General features: G+C 53.7%; 12 protein-coding genes. 9 read left to right on the forward strand and 3 right to left on the reverse strand.

What is annotated here, in order from left to right; translation table 11 throughout:
• Positions 1–123 precede the first annotated feature (123 nt).
• The 5 genes from CCY01nite_RS18345 to CCY01nite_RS18365 all read left to right on the forward strand — a co-directional run bounded on the left by CCY01nite_RS18345 (position 124) and on the right by CCY01nite_RS18365 (position 8,223).
• Positions 124–1,764 carry an FAD-dependent oxidoreductase gene (locus CCY01nite_RS18345; RefSeq protein ID WP_146864849.1) on the forward strand — a complete coding sequence of 547 codons (1,641 nt, stop codon included), beginning with the start codon at positions 124–126 and terminating at the stop codon, positions 1,762–1,764.
• 309 nt (positions 1,765–2,073) lie between these two features.
• On the forward strand, positions 2,074–2,442 hold the full coding sequence (locus CCY01nite_RS18350; RefSeq protein WP_146864851.1) for a hypothetical protein: 369 nt from the start codon (positions 2,074–2,076) through the stop codon (positions 2,440–2,442).
• 97 nt (positions 2,443–2,539) lie between these two features.
• Complete coding sequence (locus tag CCY01nite_RS18355; RefSeq protein ID WP_146864853.1) at positions 2,540–3,658, forward strand: efflux RND transporter periplasmic adaptor subunit; 1,119 nt, start codon at positions 2,540–2,542, stop codon at positions 3,656–3,658.
• Positions 3,659–3,689: 31 nt separating this feature from the next.
• Positions 3,690–6,824 (forward strand): efflux RND transporter permease subunit, encoded by a 3,135-nt coding sequence (locus CCY01nite_RS18360; protein WP_146864855.1) that lies wholly within the window; start codon positions 3,690–3,692, stop codon positions 6,822–6,824.
• A complete protein-coding gene (locus CCY01nite_RS18365; protein ID WP_186831133.1) occupies positions 6,817–8,223 on the forward strand; it encodes an efflux transporter outer membrane subunit in 1,407 nt (468 codons plus the stop codon). The genes CCY01nite_RS18360 and CCY01nite_RS18365 overlap by 8 nt, the downstream gene beginning before the upstream one ends.
• Here CCY01nite_RS18365 and CCY01nite_RS18370 read toward each other — a convergent pair whose 3' ends face one another.
• Positions 8,224–8,937 (reverse strand): Crp/Fnr family transcriptional regulator, encoded by a 714-nt coding sequence (locus CCY01nite_RS18370; protein WP_146864859.1) that lies wholly within the window; start codon positions 8,935–8,937, stop codon positions 8,224–8,226.
• A 63-nt stretch (positions 8,938–9,000) separates the two neighbouring features.
• Between CCY01nite_RS18370 and CCY01nite_RS18375 the strand changes: the two genes are divergently transcribed.
• Positions 9,001–9,408, forward strand: a complete 408-nt coding sequence (locus tag CCY01nite_RS18375; RefSeq protein WP_146864861.1) for a glycine cleavage system protein H — start codon at positions 9,001–9,003, stop codon at positions 9,406–9,408.
• Positions 9,401–9,988: a methyltransferase domain-containing protein gene (locus tag CCY01nite_RS18380; RefSeq protein ID WP_146864863.1), complete on the forward strand. Its 588-nt coding sequence runs from the start codon at positions 9,401–9,403 to the stop codon at positions 9,986–9,988. Before CCY01nite_RS18375 ends, CCY01nite_RS18380 begins: the two co-directional genes overlap by 8 nt.
• Here CCY01nite_RS18380 and CCY01nite_RS18385 read toward each other — a convergent pair.
• Positions 9,978–11,312, reverse strand: a complete 1,335-nt coding sequence (locus CCY01nite_RS18385; RefSeq protein ID WP_146864865.1) for a sensor histidine kinase — start codon at positions 11,310–11,312, stop codon at positions 9,978–9,980. The two genes, CCY01nite_RS18380 and CCY01nite_RS18385, sit on opposite strands and share 11 nt — an antisense overlap.
• 177 nt (positions 11,313–11,489) lie before the next feature.
• On the opposite strand from CCY01nite_RS18385, the gene CCY01nite_RS18390 reads away from it, so the two are divergent.
• Positions 11,490–13,067 carry a calcineurin-like phosphoesterase C-terminal domain-containing protein gene (locus CCY01nite_RS18390; protein WP_146864867.1) on the forward strand — a complete coding sequence of 526 codons (1,578 nt, stop codon included), beginning with the start codon at positions 11,490–11,492 and terminating at the stop codon, positions 13,065–13,067.
• Between the two features lie 281 nt (positions 13,068–13,348).
• Positions 13,349–15,988: an alpha-L-rhamnosidase gene (locus tag CCY01nite_RS18395; protein WP_146864869.1), complete on the forward strand. Its 2,640-nt coding sequence runs from the start codon at positions 13,349–13,351 to the stop codon at positions 15,986–15,988.
• Positions 15,989–15,990: 2 nt separating this feature from the next.
• On the opposite strand, the gene CCY01nite_RS18400 is transcribed toward CCY01nite_RS18395, so the two are convergent.
• Positions 15,991–17,529: a BT2802 family ribose utilization protein gene (locus CCY01nite_RS18400; protein ID WP_146864871.1), complete on the reverse strand. Its 1,539-nt coding sequence runs from the start codon at positions 17,527–17,529 to the stop codon at positions 15,991–15,993.
• Positions 17,530–18,039: the final 510 nt, after the last annotated feature.

Consider the following 18,039-nt stretch of genomic DNA (forward strand, 5'->3'; position numbering starts at 1 on the left):
TTTTGTTTTTCACCACGTGTAAAAATAGTTCCCCGGAAATTATAAATAAAACTTTTACTTGTTAAAATACTAACTGCTTAACTTTTTATATATTTATCCCTTTTGGATCAACTATTCCACGTTATGAAGAAATTACTTTTCCCTTTATGCCTTCTGATCTCTACGCAAATCCTGGCGCAGCAAAAACTGGATGCGGACGTGGTGATCTACGGCGGTACTTCGGCGGCGGTGACGGCCGCTGTGCAAGCGAAACAGATGGGTAAATCTGTTGTGATCGTTTCTCCTGACACACATCTGGGAGGTCTGTCCTCCGGGGGCCTCGGTTTTACCGATACCGGCGATAAGTCGGTGATCGGCGGCCTGGCGCGCGAGTTCTACCACCGCGTATACCTCCATTACCAGGAGTCCGGCGCCTGGCAATGGCAGAAAAAGGAAGAATATGGCAACAAGGGGCAGGGAACACCCGCCATGGACGGCGCCGAGCGCACCATGTGGATCTTTGAGCCGCATGTGGCCGAGCAGATCTTCGAAGACTTTATTAAAGAACATAATATCCAGGTATACCGTGACGAGTGGCTGGACCGCGAGAAAGGCGTGAAGAAAAAGAAAGGCCGCATCGTTTCTATCAGAACGCTCAGCAACAAGACCTTCACCGGTAAAATGTTCATCGACGCCACTTATGAAGGCGACCTGATGGCCGCCGCCGGCGTAAAGTACCATGTGGGCCGCGAGGCGAACAGCGTGTACGGCGAGGAGTGGAACGGCATACAGGTAGGTGTGCTGCATCACGGGCACCATTTCGGCAAAATGAATATCAGCCCCTACAAAGTGCCCGGCGATCCCAACAGCGGCCTGCTGCCCAAGGTGTCTGGCAAAGATCCCGGTAAACGCGGGGATGGTGACGACAGGATACAGGCTTACTGCTTCCGCATGTGCCTCACCAACCTGCCCGAGAACCGCATTCCTTTCCCCAAACCGGAAGGATATGATCCCGGCCAGTATGAGCTGCTGCTGCGCGTGTTCAATGCCGGCTGGCGCGAAACTTTCAATAAGTTCGACCCGATCCCGAATAAAAAGACAGACACCAATAACCACGGGCCTTTCAGCACCGATAACATCGGCATGAACTACGATTATCCGGACGCTACTTACGTTAGAAGAAAAGAGATCATCCAGGAGCATGAGCAATACCAGAAAGGGCTAATGTACTTCATCGCCAACGATCCCCGCGTACCGGCAGACGTGCAGAACAAAATGAAAGAGTGGGGCCTCGCCAAAGACGAGTTCAGGGATAACGGCGGCTGGCCGCACCAGCTCTACATCCGCGAAGCACGCCGCATGATCGGCCAGCATGTGATGACCGAGCATGAAACCCTCAGCAAACGCGACGTGCCGCACTCTGTGGGCATGGGCTCTTACACGCTGGACTCCCACAACGCACAGCGCTATGTAATGCCCAACGGTTTCGTGCAGAATGAAGGCGACATCGGCGTGTCCGCCAAGAAACCTTACCGCATTTCCTACGGCTCCATCATCCCTAAAAAAGAGGAATGTAAGAACCTGCTGGTGCCGGTATGCGTATCCAGCTCGCACATCGCCTTCGGCTCCATCCGCATGGAGCCCGTGTTCATGATCCTCGGTCAGAGCGCCGCCACCGCCGCCGCGCTGGCGATCGATGGCAAGGACGCCGTGCAGGACGTGGATTACGAAAAGCTGAAAACACAGCTGCTGAAAGACAAGCAACGCCTGGAATCAGCCAGATAAATTCATATCTTAAACGCATAAACGACAGAAGCCCTGATCATTCAGGGCTTTTGCCGTTTATATAATAAATACCCGCCCCGGAAATTTTAACATTTTAATGGCTGTTCACATTTGCACCCGCCGCATTACCGCTGCTTTCCTGCGTTTCAGGGCATCCTTCCGCTTCATAATTTGTTAAAAACGAACTAAATAACACAGCTGTTGGTATAACACCAATGTACCATTCTGACGCAAATCATTTTGACTTCTTCGGGTGAAATTTTAATTTTGCGTTTCATGTATCCGGACTGGCACATATTAAAAAGATGGATGATCTGCGCCGTCCTGCTGACCATTCAGCTGGCCAGCTTTGCCATGCCCGTAGCGGCCGCCCATCGCCAGCTGGCGGATGGCGCATGGCGTTTTTACGACGAAGGGCACCGCGCGCCGGAGCATGTGGAAGCGGATGAACAGCCCGCTCACGAAGTCGGTAAAACGCAAAAGCACCGCCGCAAGCACCGCCTCTATATTCCCGCGCCCTCACGGCAATATACCTACGAAAATTACGCGATTTTCCAGCTTTCGCAAGACTACTCCCTCAGCATCTTCATCCCGGAGAATAAAACCGGCGAATACCGTTTCCAGCACGCATTTCTGCCTGCCTATTATCACTTCCTCTTCCGGCTGACCCCGTTCTGAACAAGACACTATTTCGGGTTTTTATTTGATTGTAACCGGCCGCCAGCGCGGCCAGGAGTTGTTTTTTGTTGATTTTAAAGACCAATAATATTTTGTTATGCGCCTGATCAAGTGGATTTATATGTCGCTGCCCGCCTTTGCTATGGCCGGATGCGCCGCGAAAGGAGAGAAAACGAATGAAAATGAAATCAAGGTATTGCCTGTTACGCAGCTGATCGCAAAAGATACCATGCTGTACCGGTCTTATGTGACCAATATACAGGCCGTGCAGAATGTGGAGATACGCGCACGGGTAAGCGGTTTCCTTGAAAAGATCTATGTGGATGAGGGACAGGAAGTGAAAAAAGGACAGCTGCTCTTCAGCATCAGCGATGCGGAATACCGCGCGGAGCTGGCGAAAGCCAAAGCCGTGCTGAGCAATGTGATCGCGGAAACAAAGGCCGCCGAGCTGGAAACCGAGCGCGTAAAGCTGCTGGTGGAAAAGAAAGTGGTCGCCGAATCCGAGCTGGATGTGGCAAAGGCAAGACTGCTGGCCGCCGAAGCGAAGATCGACGAAGCCCGCTCCGCGGAAGCTAACGCAGAAAGACGCCTTTCCTACACCGAAGTCCGAGCGCCGTTCAACGGTATTATTGACCGCATCCCGCTGAAGACAGGAAGCCTCATCAACGAAGGCTCCCTCTTCACTACGGTATCGGACACACGTGAAGTATACACCTACTTCTCCGTTTCGGAGACAGAATATCTTCGCTATACAAAATCCCTGGCCAAAGGAGCCGATCATTACAAAAAGGTGCAGCTGGAACTGGCGGATGGTACCAGGTATCATCATACCGGCACCATCGAAACCATCGAAGGAGAGTTTGAAGAAAACACCGGCTCCATCGCCTTCCGCGCCCGTTTTCCCAACCCGGACAAGCTGCTCAAGCACGGGGCCAGCGGTAAAATAAAGTTGTCCAGCGAGCTGGACAGCGCCGTGATCATTCCGCAAAAAGCGGTCTTTGAGATGCAGGACAAAAACTATGTTTTCGTGGTAGATGCGGACAACAGGGTAAAGATGAGAAGCTTTACGCCACAAACCCGCTTCGCACATTTCTACATTGTGGAAGCCGGCCTGAAGCCCGGTGACCGCGTGGTTTGCGAAGGCGTCCGCAGCATCCGCGACGGCGTGCAGATAAAGCCACGCCCGGTTGCGATGGACAGTTTGCTGCGTATTTGATCAAAGACCTTTATCGGAAAATCACGAGAACATGTTTGACACTTTTATAAAAAGACCGGTGTTATCACTGGTCATATCTCTTATTATCGTATTGATAGGCTTGCTGGCATTGTTCACATTGCCGGTAACCCAGTTCCCAGACATTGTGCCGCCCTCTGTAACGGTGACTGCCCGTTACACCGGCGCCAATGCGGAAGTTTGCGCCAAGGCCGTGGCCACGCCGCTGGAACGCGCCATCAACGGCGTGCCGGGCATGACCTACATGTCATCCGTATCCAGTAACGACGGCATCACGGTGATCACCGTCAATTTCAACGTGGAAACAGACCCGGACCAGGCCGCGGTGAACGTGCAGAACCGCGTTGCCACCATTATCGACGAATTGCCCGAAGAGGTGATCAAAAGCGGCGTCACCACCGAAAAGGAAGTGAACAGCATGCTGCTCTACCTCAACATCATGAGCGAAGACACTACGCTCGACGAGCAGTTCATCTACAACTTCGCGGACATCACGGTGCTGCAGGAGCTGAAACGTATAGACGGCGTGGGCCGCGCCGAGATCATGGGCGCCAAGGAATACGCCATGCGTATCTGGCTGAAACCCGACCGCATGCTGGCCTACAACATATCGGCCGATGAGGTGATCGCGGCCATCCGCCGCCAGAACATTGAAGCGGCGCCGGGCAAGACCGGCGAAGGCTCCGGCAAGCATCCCCATATGCTGCAATACGTGCTGCGCTACACCGGCAAGTTCTTTGAGCCGGAGCAATACCGGCAGATCGTGCTGCGCGCGGGCAGTGATGGCGCCGTGCTGCACCTGAAGGATGTAGCCGATGTGGAATTCGGTTCGCTCACTTACAGCATGGTTTCCAAAACAGACGGAAAGCCATCCGCCTCCATCATGCTGAAACAGCGGCCCGGCTCCAACGCGCGGGATGTGATCAACAACGTGAAGGCGAAAATGGAAGAGATGAAGACCACGTCCTTCCCGCCGGGCATGACCTATAATTTCAACTACGACGTTTCCCGCTTCCTGGACGCATCCATCTCCGAGGTGATGCATACGCTCATCGAAGCGTTCCTGCTGGTGTTCATCGTGGTGTTCATCTTCCTGCAGGATTTCCGTTCTACATTGATTCCCGCGCTGGCCGTACCGGTAGCCCTTATCGGTACGCTGGCCTTCATGCAGATGATGGGCTTCTCCATCAACCTGCTCACCCTGTTCGCGTTGGTGCTGGCCATCGGTATTGTGGTGGACAATGCGATCGTGGTGGTGGAGGCCGTGCATGTGAAGATGACGGAGGAGCATATGCCGCCGATGCAGGCCACGCTGGCGGCCATGAAGGAGATCAGCGGCGCATTGGTGGCCATTACGCTGGTAATGTCCGCCGTATTCATACCGGTGGCTTTCCTGTCCGGCCCCGTGGGCGTGTTCTACCGGCAGTTCTCGCTGACGCTCGCCATCGCCATCGTGATCTCCGGCATCAACGCAGTAACGTTAACGCCTGCACTCTGCGCCATTATGCTCCGGCATGATCCGGGCAAAAAACGCGGCCTGCTGCAACGGTTCTTTAACGGCTTCAACCGCGGCTACAACGCCACGGAGCGCGGCTATTCCAAATTCATTAGCCTGATCGCCGGCAGAAGGCTGATCACCATGTTATGCCTTGTGTTCTTCTTCATCGCCACCTGGGGGATCAGCGCGATCCTGCCGTCAGGCTTCATTCCCACGGAGGACCAGGGAATGATCTACGTGAACGTGACCACGCCGCCCGGCGCTACGCTGGAACGTACGGAACAGGTGCTGGACCAGGTGCAGGAGATCGCGGAGCAGTTCGGAGAGGTGGAATCTATCTCCACACTGGCCGGCTACAGCCTCGTGAACGAAGTGGCCGGCGCATCTTACGGTATGGCGATGGTGAACCTCAAACCCTGGGACGAGCGCGAAGCGAACGTGAGCGCCATGATCGCGAAGCTGCAAAAAGAAACCCGCAGCATCACCGACGCTTCCATAGAATTTTTCCCGCCGCCCACCGTTCCGGGATTCGGTAACTCCAGCGGCTTTGAGCTGCGCCTGCTGGACCGCAGCGGCAGCGGTGATCTCATACAGACCGCCCGCATCACCAACCAGTTCATCGAATCGCTGAACAACCGCCCGGAGATCAGCGGCGCTTTCACCAGCTTCGACGCGGAATTCCCGCAATACATGATACATGTGGACCAGGCCATGGCCGCCAAGAAAGGCGTGAGCATCGACAACGCCATGAGCAACCTGCAAACCCTGCTGGGCAGCTATTATGCTTCCAACTTCATCCGCTTCGGACAGATGTACAAGGTGATGGTACAGGCCCTGCCGCAGTACCGCACCAAGCCGGAAGACCTGCTGCTGCTGCACGTGAAGAACGACAAAGGAGAGATGGTGCCTTATGCCGACTTCATCCAGCTGGAACGTGTATACGGTCCCGAGCAGCTGACGCGCTATAACATGTACACCGCCGCCATGATCAACGGGGACGCGGCTTCCGGCTTCAGCAGCGGCGACGCCATCCGCGCCGTGGAAGAAGTAGCGTCCAAAGAGCTGCCGCGTGGCTTCACCTACGAATGGAGCGGCATGACGCGCGAACAGATCGCTTCCGGCAACCAGGCCATCTTTATCTTCCTGATCTGCCTGGTATTCGTATACCTGCTGCTGGCCGCACAGTATGAAAGCCTGCTGCTGCCGCTGCCCGTGATCCTTTCATTGCCCGCCGGCATATTCGGCGCCTTCCTGTCCCTGCAATTACTCGGACTGGAAAATAACATTTACGCGCAGGTGGCGCTGGTGATGCTGATCGGCTTGCTGGGCAAGAACGCCATCCTGATCGTGGAGTTTGCGATCCTGAAGAATACGCAGGGCGCGTCTGTGCTGGAAGCGGCCAAACAGGGCGCTGTATCCAGGCTGCGGCCCATCCTCATGACCTCCTTTGCGTTCATCGCGGGGCTGATACCGCTGTGTATCGCTTCAGGGGCGGGCGCTTTGGGGAACCGTTCCATTGGTACCGCCGCCGCGGGCGGGATGTTGATAGGCACGCTGTTCGGTGTGCTCGTCATCCCCGGATTGTATGTGCTGTTTGCCTCCATGACCAGGAAAAAGAATGTTGAACTTAAAGCCTACACGAATGAATAAGATAAGCAGGGGATTATTTGTACTGACGATCGCGGGGATAAGTGCCTGCAGCCTGCCGAAGCCGCTAACGTTGCCGGAAACGGTGGCGTTGCCCGTAACGCAGAAGGATACGTTATCGCTTTCCGGCTTTTCACAGATATTCCGCGACCCGCATCTGCGGTCGTTGATAGATACCGCGCTGGTGCGCAACAACGATCTGCTGGCCGCCGCGCAGCGCATACAGGCCGCGCAGGCCAACCTGCTCATGGCCCGGAGCGCCTGGCAGCCTTCGGTGGACCTCGCTGTTTCCGCGGGCGTGGAGAAATATGGCGATTACACGATGAACGGCGTAGGTAATTTCGATACGAACCTTTCGCCGAATATCAACAAGGACCAGCGCATCCCGGACAAGGTGCCGGATTATTTCGTAGGGCTCAGAAGCTCCTGGGAGATCGATCTGTGGGGCAAGCTGAAAAGCAGGAAGAAAGCCGCGTACGCCCGGTTCCTGGCTTCCCGCGAAGGGCAGCGCCTGCTGAAAACGCAGGTGGTGGCGGGTATTTCGTCCATGTACTACGAGCTGGTGGCGCTGGACCAGGAGCTGGCCATCATCCGGCGCAATATCACTTTACAGGAAAGCGCGGTTGCTACCGTGAACATCCAGAAAGCCGGTGGACGCGCTACAGAGCTGGCAGTGCAGCAATTCACCGCGCAGCTGCTGAGCACGCAGGCGCTTGCTTTCCAGGTGAAGCAGGAGATCACCATGCTGGAAAACCAGCTCAATGCCAGCCTGGGCCGCCTCCCAACGCCCATCACCCGCAGCGTTACCACCGTACTGCTCGACGCCGTGAACGGCGGCATCCCGGCCAGCCTGCTGTTGCAGCGGCCCGATGTGCGGCAGGCGGAACTGGAGCTGCTGGCGGGGAAAGCGGACATTGAAGCGGCGAGAGCCTCTTTCCTGCCTTCATTGACGCTGACGCCATATGCGGGGTTCAACGCATTCAAGGCAGGCTTGCTGTTCCAGACGCCCGCCTCGCTGGCCTGGGGCCTTGCGGGCGGCCTCACGGCGCCGGTCTTCAATAAAAGACAACTGAAAGCGCAGTTCAATATCTCCACCGCCGGTACCATGACCGCGTTCTACAACTGGCAGCAGTCCATCATCAACGGTTACCAGGAGATCGCCACGGCATTGAGCAAAGTGGAGAACCAGCAACAGGCGTATCAGCTGAAAAATAAGGAAGTAACGGTATTGCAGGGAGCAGTGGCTACGGCCAATACCCTGTTCTCCACCGGTTATGCCTCGTACCTGGAGGTGATCACGGCGCAGAAAAGCGTGCTGGAAGCGGAATTGGCGCTGATCACATCGAGAAGGGAAGTCTATCGCGGCCTGGTATCGCTGTACCGCGCGCTGGGTGGCGGCTGATCAGCGGATGCCGTAGCTGGATATCTCGATCAGCTGTTTGATATCCTGGATGAAGATCCGCCTGCCCGTAGTATAAAGAATGCCGGCGAGCTTGAATTCCTTGAGGATGCGCACAACATTCTCCTTGGCGGTGCCTACGATGTTCGAAAGATCGTCCCGCGAGATGTTGATGCTGGTTTCTTCAGCAGGCACGCCGGGTTCTTTGTATTTCTCCCGCAGCACTATGAGGGCAATGGCCAGCCGTTCCTTCACCGAGCGGTGCGCAAATACGGAAATGCTGTTGGCGAGCACGGCGAACTCGTGGCTAAGGGCTTGTAACAGCCGCCGGGAGAGGAGGGGGGACTGCTGTAATGTTAAGAGGAAGTCTTCTTTCGGGATGAAAGCGATCAGGCTGTCTTCGATCGTTGCGGCCGCGTCGGGGTAACGCTCTTCGGCCAGGATGGCGTGGTAGCCCAGCATTTCACCGGCGTTGGCCACGTAGATGATCTGTTCCCGGCCTTCCCGGTCCACCTTGTATTTCTTCACCTTGCCCTCCCTGACGAAGAAGATGCCGTCAGGCGCCGCACCCTCGCGGAAGAGCACGCTGCCCTTCGCATATGGCTGTTCGGTCATATGCTTTTTCAGCTGCGAAGTCTCCGCCTCCGGCAGGTTGGTGAAGATGGATTGCGATTTAAAATTCCATTTGTCAATCGGGAATAGTCCGGTCAGGCTCATGGCGGTGTATGAAAATTGATAATTTGCAATTCGCGGTAAGCGGTATAAAGTTACCTTTGTAAGATGAATATATCAACTAATGTAAGGCCGCGCATACATTTTACGAAAGAGCATGAGTGGGTGGATTTCAATGGCACCGTAGGTTTTGTGGGTGTTTCGGCATTTAAATTATCTGGTATCTCGAAGATCGACCGCATCCAGTGGTCCAGGCACAAGGGGACTTATGAACGGGGCGCCCTGGTAGCCAGCATCATAACGGGGGAAGACGAAATACACGTACACGCGCCGGTCACCTGCAAGGTACTCGGCCCGAACGCCAAGCTGCAGGGCAACCTTGAGCTGGTGCTGCGCAGCCCGGAAGACCAGGGCTGGCTGTTTTTCATCACGCCGATGAAGTTCCAGGATAAAAGCATGGATGAGCTGTTGCCGCCGGATGACTATAAAAAGATAATCAGGAAAAAAAATGTATAACCCGCGTATCAAGAGCCTGACAGATACACTATTCGACCTTTATTATCCCGAGCATATCCAGCGTCTTTCAAGACGCCACTGGTCTCCCGTGGTGATCGCGGAAAAAGCGGCTGCTTTCCTCGCCGAAGGGCAGGGTAACAGGATACTGGACATTGGCAGCGGGGTAGGGAAGTTCTGCATCGCCGGCGCACAGCTGTTCCCGGACGTTCAGTTCTATGGCGTGGAGCAGCGAGAAACGCTGTACAACTTCGCTGTAGCCGCCAGGGACAGCATCGGCCTGAAAAATGTCCATTTCATACATGACAATTTCACGCACATCGACCTGGATGCGTACGACAACTTTTACTTCTATAATTCCTTCTTTGAAAATATCGATGAGCAGGACCGGATAGATCACGAGATCGCTTACTCCGCTTCGCTTTATACGTATTATACAAGATATCTTTATTCGGCGCTGGATAAAAGGCCGCGCGGCACAAGGCTGGTGACCTTTCACAGCCTGGAAGACGAAGTGCCGCCTTCTTACCGGATGGTGCACCGGTCTGACGACCTGGTGCTGAAGATGTGGATCAGGCAATAGGGGGCTGCGCCGCCGGTAAAGCCACATAAAAAGTGGTGCCTGCATCTACCTCGCTTTCAAACCAGATACGGCCATGTTGCAGCTCAATGCACTGCTTGCAAAGGAACAGCCCGACGCCTGTTCCTTTTTCATTGGCGGTGCCGTACCGCACGTTCTGCTTCAGCGCCTGGAACTGCCCGTCCCGCAGATGTTCCGCGATCCCTACGCCGTTATCCTTCACCAGGATATATCCTTCACCGTTATCCAGGTATGCAGTTATTTCCACCAGTCCACCAGGGCGGGTGAACTTGATGGCGTTGCCCACGAGGTTGCGCATCACGAGTTGCAGCAGGTCAGTGTCCGCCATCACATACAGCTCCGGGGGCACGTGCTGCTCCAGCCGGATGGATTTTATGCCGGCGGTGATCCTTTGCTGCTCAATTTCTTTTTCCGCTACCTCCCGCACGCATACCGGCGCAAGCCGTGTATGGCCGCCCTCCATGCGCGCCCGCGACCAGGAGAGGAGATTCGCCAGCAGCTCGCTCGTATGCTGTGAAAGCGTAAGCAGCCGCTCTTCCAGCGCCCGCCTTTCCTGTTCCCCAAAGCTGTATTGCTCCATCATCTGCATATAGCTGATGATCGAATCCAGCGGCTTTTTCAGGTCATGCGAAATAATGGAGAACATACGGTCCTTTTCCCGGTGCATCTCTTCCAGCTCCCGGTTCTTCGCCATCAGCGCATCGGTAATGCGGTCCGCTTTCTCTTTTTCCCGCTGGTAGATGTTTTGCAGGTATTTTGTGAGCAGCAGCGTCAGCAACAGGCAGATGATGTAGGTGGATACGATGTCCATGAAACGGTGCTGGGGCGATGTGTACGGATCATAAATGAACCCCTTGTGAAAATACTCCACGTACAACATGGCGGACCCCACAAGGGCATGCAATCCCAGCCACACGAGATGCTGTCGTTTGGGCGTAAACGTTACCAGCAGCATCAACGTCAGAAAGAAAAGATATAAAGCCGGACCGTTGCTGCCGGAATTGAAGAAGTAGGTGAAAACAAGGGTGAGGTAGCTGATGGCCGCATAGATATTCATTCCTATCGCCATCCTGCCGCGGAAACGGGAAAGATAATACAGCACCACCTGGAAAATGATCAGCAACGTTATCAGCAGCGCCATATGGTACAGCCGGAGGAACAGGTTGAACGGCAGCAGGGCGGTCAGCACGATCAGCGTAAACACGCTGATGGCGTTGAATGCACGATGCCCTTCAACCGGAAAATCCTTTTCATCACCGATGAGCTTGAGCCAAATTGGATGTTGAAACAGTTTTTGAAAGATCATTGACAGGTTATCTCTCCTTAATTTAGGTATAACGATTTATCGTAAATTGTTGCAAATTTACGCAATACCATTTAATCTTTTTTGTAACGGGTTTTTAAACTTAATATTTTATTAACCCGGGCGCTGACATGAACCGCCTATTTTTGAACATCTAATTTTAAAATCATCCGGCAAAAAATGAAAAGATCATCACTGGTGGCATGCCTGCTCATTGTTTCCACCGCCGCAATGTCGCAGGGCATTGCGAAAGGCGTTGTGTATGAGGACAGGAATGCGAATGGAAAGAAAGACAGGAAAGAAAAAGGTATCCAGGGCGTATCGGTATCCAATGGTACGGACGTGGTACAAACGGATGGCAGGGGAACGTACACCTTGCCTGTAGGGAATGACAACATTCTCTTTGTTATCAAGCCCTCCGGCTACAAAGTACCGGTTGACCGGAACAACCTGCCCGCATTTTACCGTATTCACAAACCGCAGGGCGCCCCGGCGCTGGAATTTAAAGGCGCCGGACCCACCGGCAAGCTGCCTGCTTCTGTAGACTTCGCGCTGGAACCATACTCCGAAGCGGACAATTTCACCGCCCTGGCTTTCGGAGATCCGCAAGCCTACAATCTCGCGGAAATGGACTACTTCTACCGCGGCGTTGTGAAAGAAGTGGAAGGCCAGCAGGGCGTGAGCTTCGGCATCAGCCTTGGCGACCTCGTGGGGAATGATCTTTCGCTGTTCAATCCCTATATCGGTGCAATAAAGAAGATCGGCATTCCCTGGTATAACCTCATGGGCAATCACGATATGAACTTCGATGCAAAAGTGGATTCCCTGTCAGACGAATCCTACGAAGCGCATTTCGGTCCGGCTAATTATGCGTTCAACTACGGCAAGGTGCATTTCATTGTGCTGGACGACATCCTCTATCCCGATCCCCGCGACGGCAAAGGTTACTGGGGCGGCCTGCGCCCTGACCAGCTGGCGTTTGTAGCCAATGATCTGCAGTTCGTGCCGAAAGATATGCTGATCGTACTCGCATTTCACATCCCGGTTTGGGAAGAAGGCGATTCTTTCCGGGATGAGGACCGCCAGCAATTGTTCGATCTGCTGAAAGATTATCCGCATACGCTGAACCTCTCCGCGCATACGCATATCCAGAACCAGCGGTTCTTTGGGGAGAAGGAAGGATGGAAGGGCGCGAAGGAGCATCATGAGTACAATGCCGGCACTACTTCCGGCGACTGGTATTCCGGTGAGCTGAATGAGCAGGCCATCCCCGTTTCCACGATGCGCGACGGTACGCCGAAAGGCTACGCCTACCTGCGCTTTTCCGGCAACCAGTATGTGATCGACTACAAAGTGGCGGGCCAGCCGGCGGAATACCAGATCGGGATATTTGCGCCGAAAGTAGTGCCCGCGGGGAAACGCACCTCCGCGTTGATCTACGCCAACTTTTTCATGGGCAGTTACCGCGACACGCTGGAATACCGCATCGACAACGGCAAGTGGAGAAAAATGGCGTTTGAAGAAACGTTTGATCCCGCTTACCTGAACCTGCTGAACAAGTGGGACCAGACGGAGGAACTGATGCCGGGCCGCCGCCCCGGTAATCCTTCGCAAAGCACGCACCTGTGGTCAGGCGCCATCCCGGCCAATCTCCGGGAAGGAGAGCATACCATAGAAGTGCGGGTGAAGGACCGTTATGGCAGAACGTTTTCACAAAAGAAAACGATCCGCGCAGCGCAATCTCAACAAGCCAGATAAAACTTCAGAGATTTCAAGACAGAAGCGTGGCCGGCTTTTTAGCCGGCCTATTTTTGTGCGGAAGCTGACCCGGCTCCGCCATAGCAGCTGCCATCCGGCTGACCGGTCATCTATAAAAGCCATGCCCCGCAATCGCATTCGTCAACCCCTGTGCCTTCCATCAACTTATACCCGCTCTCATCCACATTCACTATCCTGTACCATCCTGCTTTTGCCAAGTTTTTCATTCATCGCGTTACAAGATTGCCTATTTTACAAACCAATCACTCAATCGATTTAGCATGAAATTGTTCAGCGCCTTCCTGGCAACGTACTTATGGTTTTCCACGCTTCCGGCAAATGCAGCAACACCCGGTGATCCCGCAGACCTGAAATGTGAACATCTCGTTAGTCCGATCGGTATCGACGCAAAACATCCGCGCTTCACCTGGCGGATAGCGGACGACCGCCCCGGCGCCAGGCAAACCGCTTATCAATTATATGTTGCTGAAGATTCATCCGCGCTGGACAATGGATGGACATCCTCCAAAACCAACACCGCAGACAACCTCGCCATATACCAGGGCCAGCCGCTAAAGCCCTTTACGAAATATTACTGGAAGGTAGAAGTGTGGGACAAGGATGGAAAGAAACATTCCGCCGGTTCCAGCTTTGAAACAGGCATGATGGAAATGGGCAACTGGAAAGGCACGTGGATAAGCGATGTGAATGATGTGGACGTAAAGCCCGCCGGGCTTTTCCGGAAAGTATTCCAGGCAGGAAAAAAGATCCGCTCCGCACGTGCATACATTGCCGTAGGAGGACTTTATGAACTGTATATCAATGGCGATAAAGTCGGTAACCACCGCCTGGACCCAATGTACACCCGCTTCGACCGCCGTAATTTATACGTGACCTACGATGTGACCGCACACCTGCAGCAGGGCAACAACGCCATCGGAGTGATGCTCGGCAACGGATGGTACAACCATCAGTCCACCGCCGTATGGTATTTCCATAAAGCCCCCTGGCGCGCAAGACCCACGTTCTGCCTCGATCTCCGCGTGACATATGAGGACGGCTCCGTGGAAACCATCACCTCCGGCAGGGACTGGAAAACATCGCTCGGCCCGGTGATCTTTAACAGCATCTACACCGCGGAACATTATGACGCGCGCAAGGAACAGCCCGGATGGAACACCATTTCGTTCAATGACGGCAAATGGAAGAACGCCATACCGCGTGCCGCGCCTTCCACGAATATCGTGGCGCAGGCCATGCACCCCGTGGAGAACGTGCAGGCCATTCCCGCAAAATCGATGCGTAAATTCAGCGATTCCGTGTACGTGTTCGACCTCGGCAGGAATATTTCCGGCGTAAGCCAGCTGACCGTAAAAGGTGATTCCGGCACCGTTATCCGCCTCGTACATGCGGAACAGTTATACAAGAACGGCCGCGCCGATCTGTCCAATATTGATGTGCATTACCGTCCCACGGACGATAAAGATCCCTTCCAGACGGATATCTTCATCCTCAGTGGAAAAGGCGAGGAAACCTTCATGCCGAAATTCAACTACAAAGGTTTTCAATATGTGGAAGTAAACAGCAGCCAACCGGTGCAACTGAAAAAAGAAAGCCTCACCGGTTACTTCATGCACAGCAATGTGCCGCCCGTAGGGAAGATCAGCTCTTCCAACCCGGTGATCGATAAAATATGGGCCGCCACCAATAACGCTTATCTTTCTAACCTCTTCGGCTACCCGACGGATTGCCCGCAGCGTGAAAAGAACGGATGGACGGGCGACGGACAGATAGCGGTGGAAACCGGCCTGTACAGCTTCGACGGCATCACCGTATATGAAAAATGGCTCGCCGACCACCGCGATGAGCAACAGCCGAACGGCGTACTGCCCTCCATCATCCCCACCGGCGGATGGGGCTACGAATGGGGCAACGGTCCGGACTGGACCAGCACCATCGCCATCATACCCTGGAATATTTATCTTTTCTACGGCGATACGAGCCTGCTGGCAGCCTGTTACGATAACATCAAAAGGTATGTAAACCATATCGATGATCTTTATCCTTCCGGCCTCACCACCTGGGGGCTTGGCGACTGGGTGCCCGTGAAATCCAAATCGCCGGTGGAGTTCACGTCTACCGCCTACTATTTTACCGATGCCACCATCCTCGCAAAAACAGCAAAGCTGCTGGGTAAATCAGACGACTATACGAAATATACTGCGCTGGCGGAAAAAATAAAGAAAGCCTTCAACGATAAATATCTCGATGCGCAAACCGGCATGTACAGCAAAGGTTTGCAGACCGAGCTGAGCGTTGCATTGTTCTGGGGCCTTGTGCCGGAAGATATGAAAAGCAAAACGGCCGCTCATCTCGCCAAACGTGTGGAGCAGGATAATTTTCACCTGGATGTCGGCCTCCTGGGCACGAAGGCCATCCTGAACGCACTGAGCGAGAACGGTTACCCGGATATCGCTTACAGGGTAGCCAGCCAGGAAGACTTTCCTTCATGGGGCTGGTGGATCGTGAACGGCGCTACTACGCTGTACGAGAACTGGGATATCAACGCTACCCGCGACATTTCCCGCAACCATATCATGTTCGGGGAGATCGGCGCATGGCTCTACAAGGGCCTCGGCGGCATTTACCCCGATGAGCGCCAGCCCGGTTTCAAAAATGTGGTCCTGCGTCCGCACTTCGTACCGGGACTGAACCATTTTGAAGCCGAGCACAACGGCCCGCAGGGAAAGATCATCACTTCCTGGAAAAGAAAAGGTAACAAGATCGCCTATACGATAACCATACCGGCCAATTCCACCGCCACGGTGCATTTCGACAAACCGAACGCTTATCTCAAAGGGAAGCAGGCAGGGCAGGAGGTACAGGTGGCCGCGGGCACGCATGTGTTCGAGGTCAGGTAATGTTACCCGTTATGCGCATGCTGGTATTTCTCCTGCAGGATTTCCCGCAGCGGCTGCTTCTTCAGCTTCGCTTCTATCCACGCGGAGAAATCGAACAGCTTCATCAGCTGCATTTCATACCGCGATTCCCGGATCTTGTCGAATTGCTGGCTGATCTTTTTCCACATCGCCATGCGGTTCGCCATCACCGGTGAAAGCTCGCCCAGCCGCAGGAAACGGATCACCGTTCGTTCCAGCAGGTGCGAACGCTTCGTATCCGCCTGCAGATGCCTGCGGAAAGCGCGCGTTTCATAATGGATGTATTCATAGTTCCCCATTTCATAATGCAGCAGCAGGTGAATGAGCTTGAAAGTGCGGAAGATCGGCAGATGGCTGTACGTGCCCCCATGCTGCAATACCTGTTCCAGGCTGGCGTATGCGCTGTTGGAATCCTCGTTCCCCAGGTGCACCAGCGCCTGGTAGAGATATATTTCCGCCTGCTTGCCCGTATCCAGCAGGTGCATGTTCCGGAATAAGGACTGTTTATATTCCTTTTGCAGGCTGAGCGCATGTTCAAAGTCGCCGCAGTCGATATAGCTCGCCGTATCATAAATGAACAGCAGGCGCTGCACCATCACCTCTATATACGGCGCCTCGCTTTTGAAGCGGCGAATCTTCCAGAGGAAAAGGTGCAGTTCCTTGTAATGCCCGGTGGAACGAAGGCTGTCCAGTATCCCTTCGATCACGTACAAGTGCTCCGCCGGCGTATCCGCCCACACGTTCTCATGGCTTTCCAGCAGCTTGTCCAGCTCGTAAAAGGTCTTCAGCGCTTCGTTGTAGTTGCCCGTGATCAGGAAATAGTTGGCCTGGAAGAGAAGGTGCGTTTTAATGCTTTCCAGTGTTTCCGGCGGCATTTTGGATACCAGGTCCAGCTCATGAAGCAGCAGCTCGTTCAGCGCTTCGCTTTGCTGGGCGGTGCGCACGGTGCCCTTATGCAGCAGGCGGTGGCGCAGCAGTTCATATAAATTGTGATGCTGATGGTTATGGCGGATGGAGCGGATCACGCCGCTGATGACCGTTTGTTTCGCCAGCAGTTCCTTTTCGCTGATCTCCGCATAGTCCAGCATATGCATTGCCTGCATTTCCTGCTGCAGGGCCGTTAGCAGCAGCACGTGTTTTTCGCTGCTGCGGGCCGATTGCTGAATGCGCTGTAATTCATGCATCGCTTTTTCATGCAGGGAACGCTCGAACAGTATCTCAGTTTTCAGCAGCAGCCCCGTAAGGCTCGCCTGCTGGTTATGCTGCAGGCGGAGGTGGAGCAGGCAGTCCATGATCACTTTGTAAAGGTACTTGCTGCATACCTCGTAGCTGGTGCCCGGCCAGGCATGGGAAAATGCTTCACGTGCGGCGGCGGTATTCGGATAAATGTTGCTCTCCAGCAGATCGAACAGTTTGACGTAGTCCTTGCTGCCCTGCTGTAGTGATGAATACAGCCGGAAGTAACGTTTTTCGGCTTTGGTGAGCGTATGCACAAGCCTGATAAGCGTATCTGCTCTCGACATAGCGGTAAAACGAATGTATTGATCAATAATGGCGTCAAATAAACGAATTATAACCCATGGGAACGCTCCCCGGCCGGGCGGCCTGTTTTTTGGGTTTATCCGTTTTGTTCACTTCATGTATTTGGTTGACCCCGACAATTTAGCGCTTTTTATAAATAAATACGTTTTTTGGGATTATCGCTTAACATGTAAAAATGGTAAAAATATTATCATGAACCTGTCTATATTTGGTCTTAATAAACGTACAAAATACATTCAACCAGATCAGGAACCCAGAGTAAAAGGATAGCCGCATGTTGCGACACGTTATGTTTCCTGGAATCGCTTAATAAATGATGGACTGATTAAAATTTCCCGACTAAAAAAAATTCCTAAGTATGCAAAAGCTATGAAAGAGCCTCCAAAAACTATAAGCTGAATGCTAAATCGATTTAGGCTTACAGTATATTTTCGACGTTCAAATGCTAAATCGATTTTCTAGCGAAAGGTTAACAGGTATTTTTTCAAGAC

The organism is Chitinophaga cymbidii (genome assembly GCF_007992715.1).
GTDB lineage: Bacteria > Bacteroidota > Bacteroidia > Chitinophagales > Chitinophagaceae > Chitinophaga > Chitinophaga cymbidii.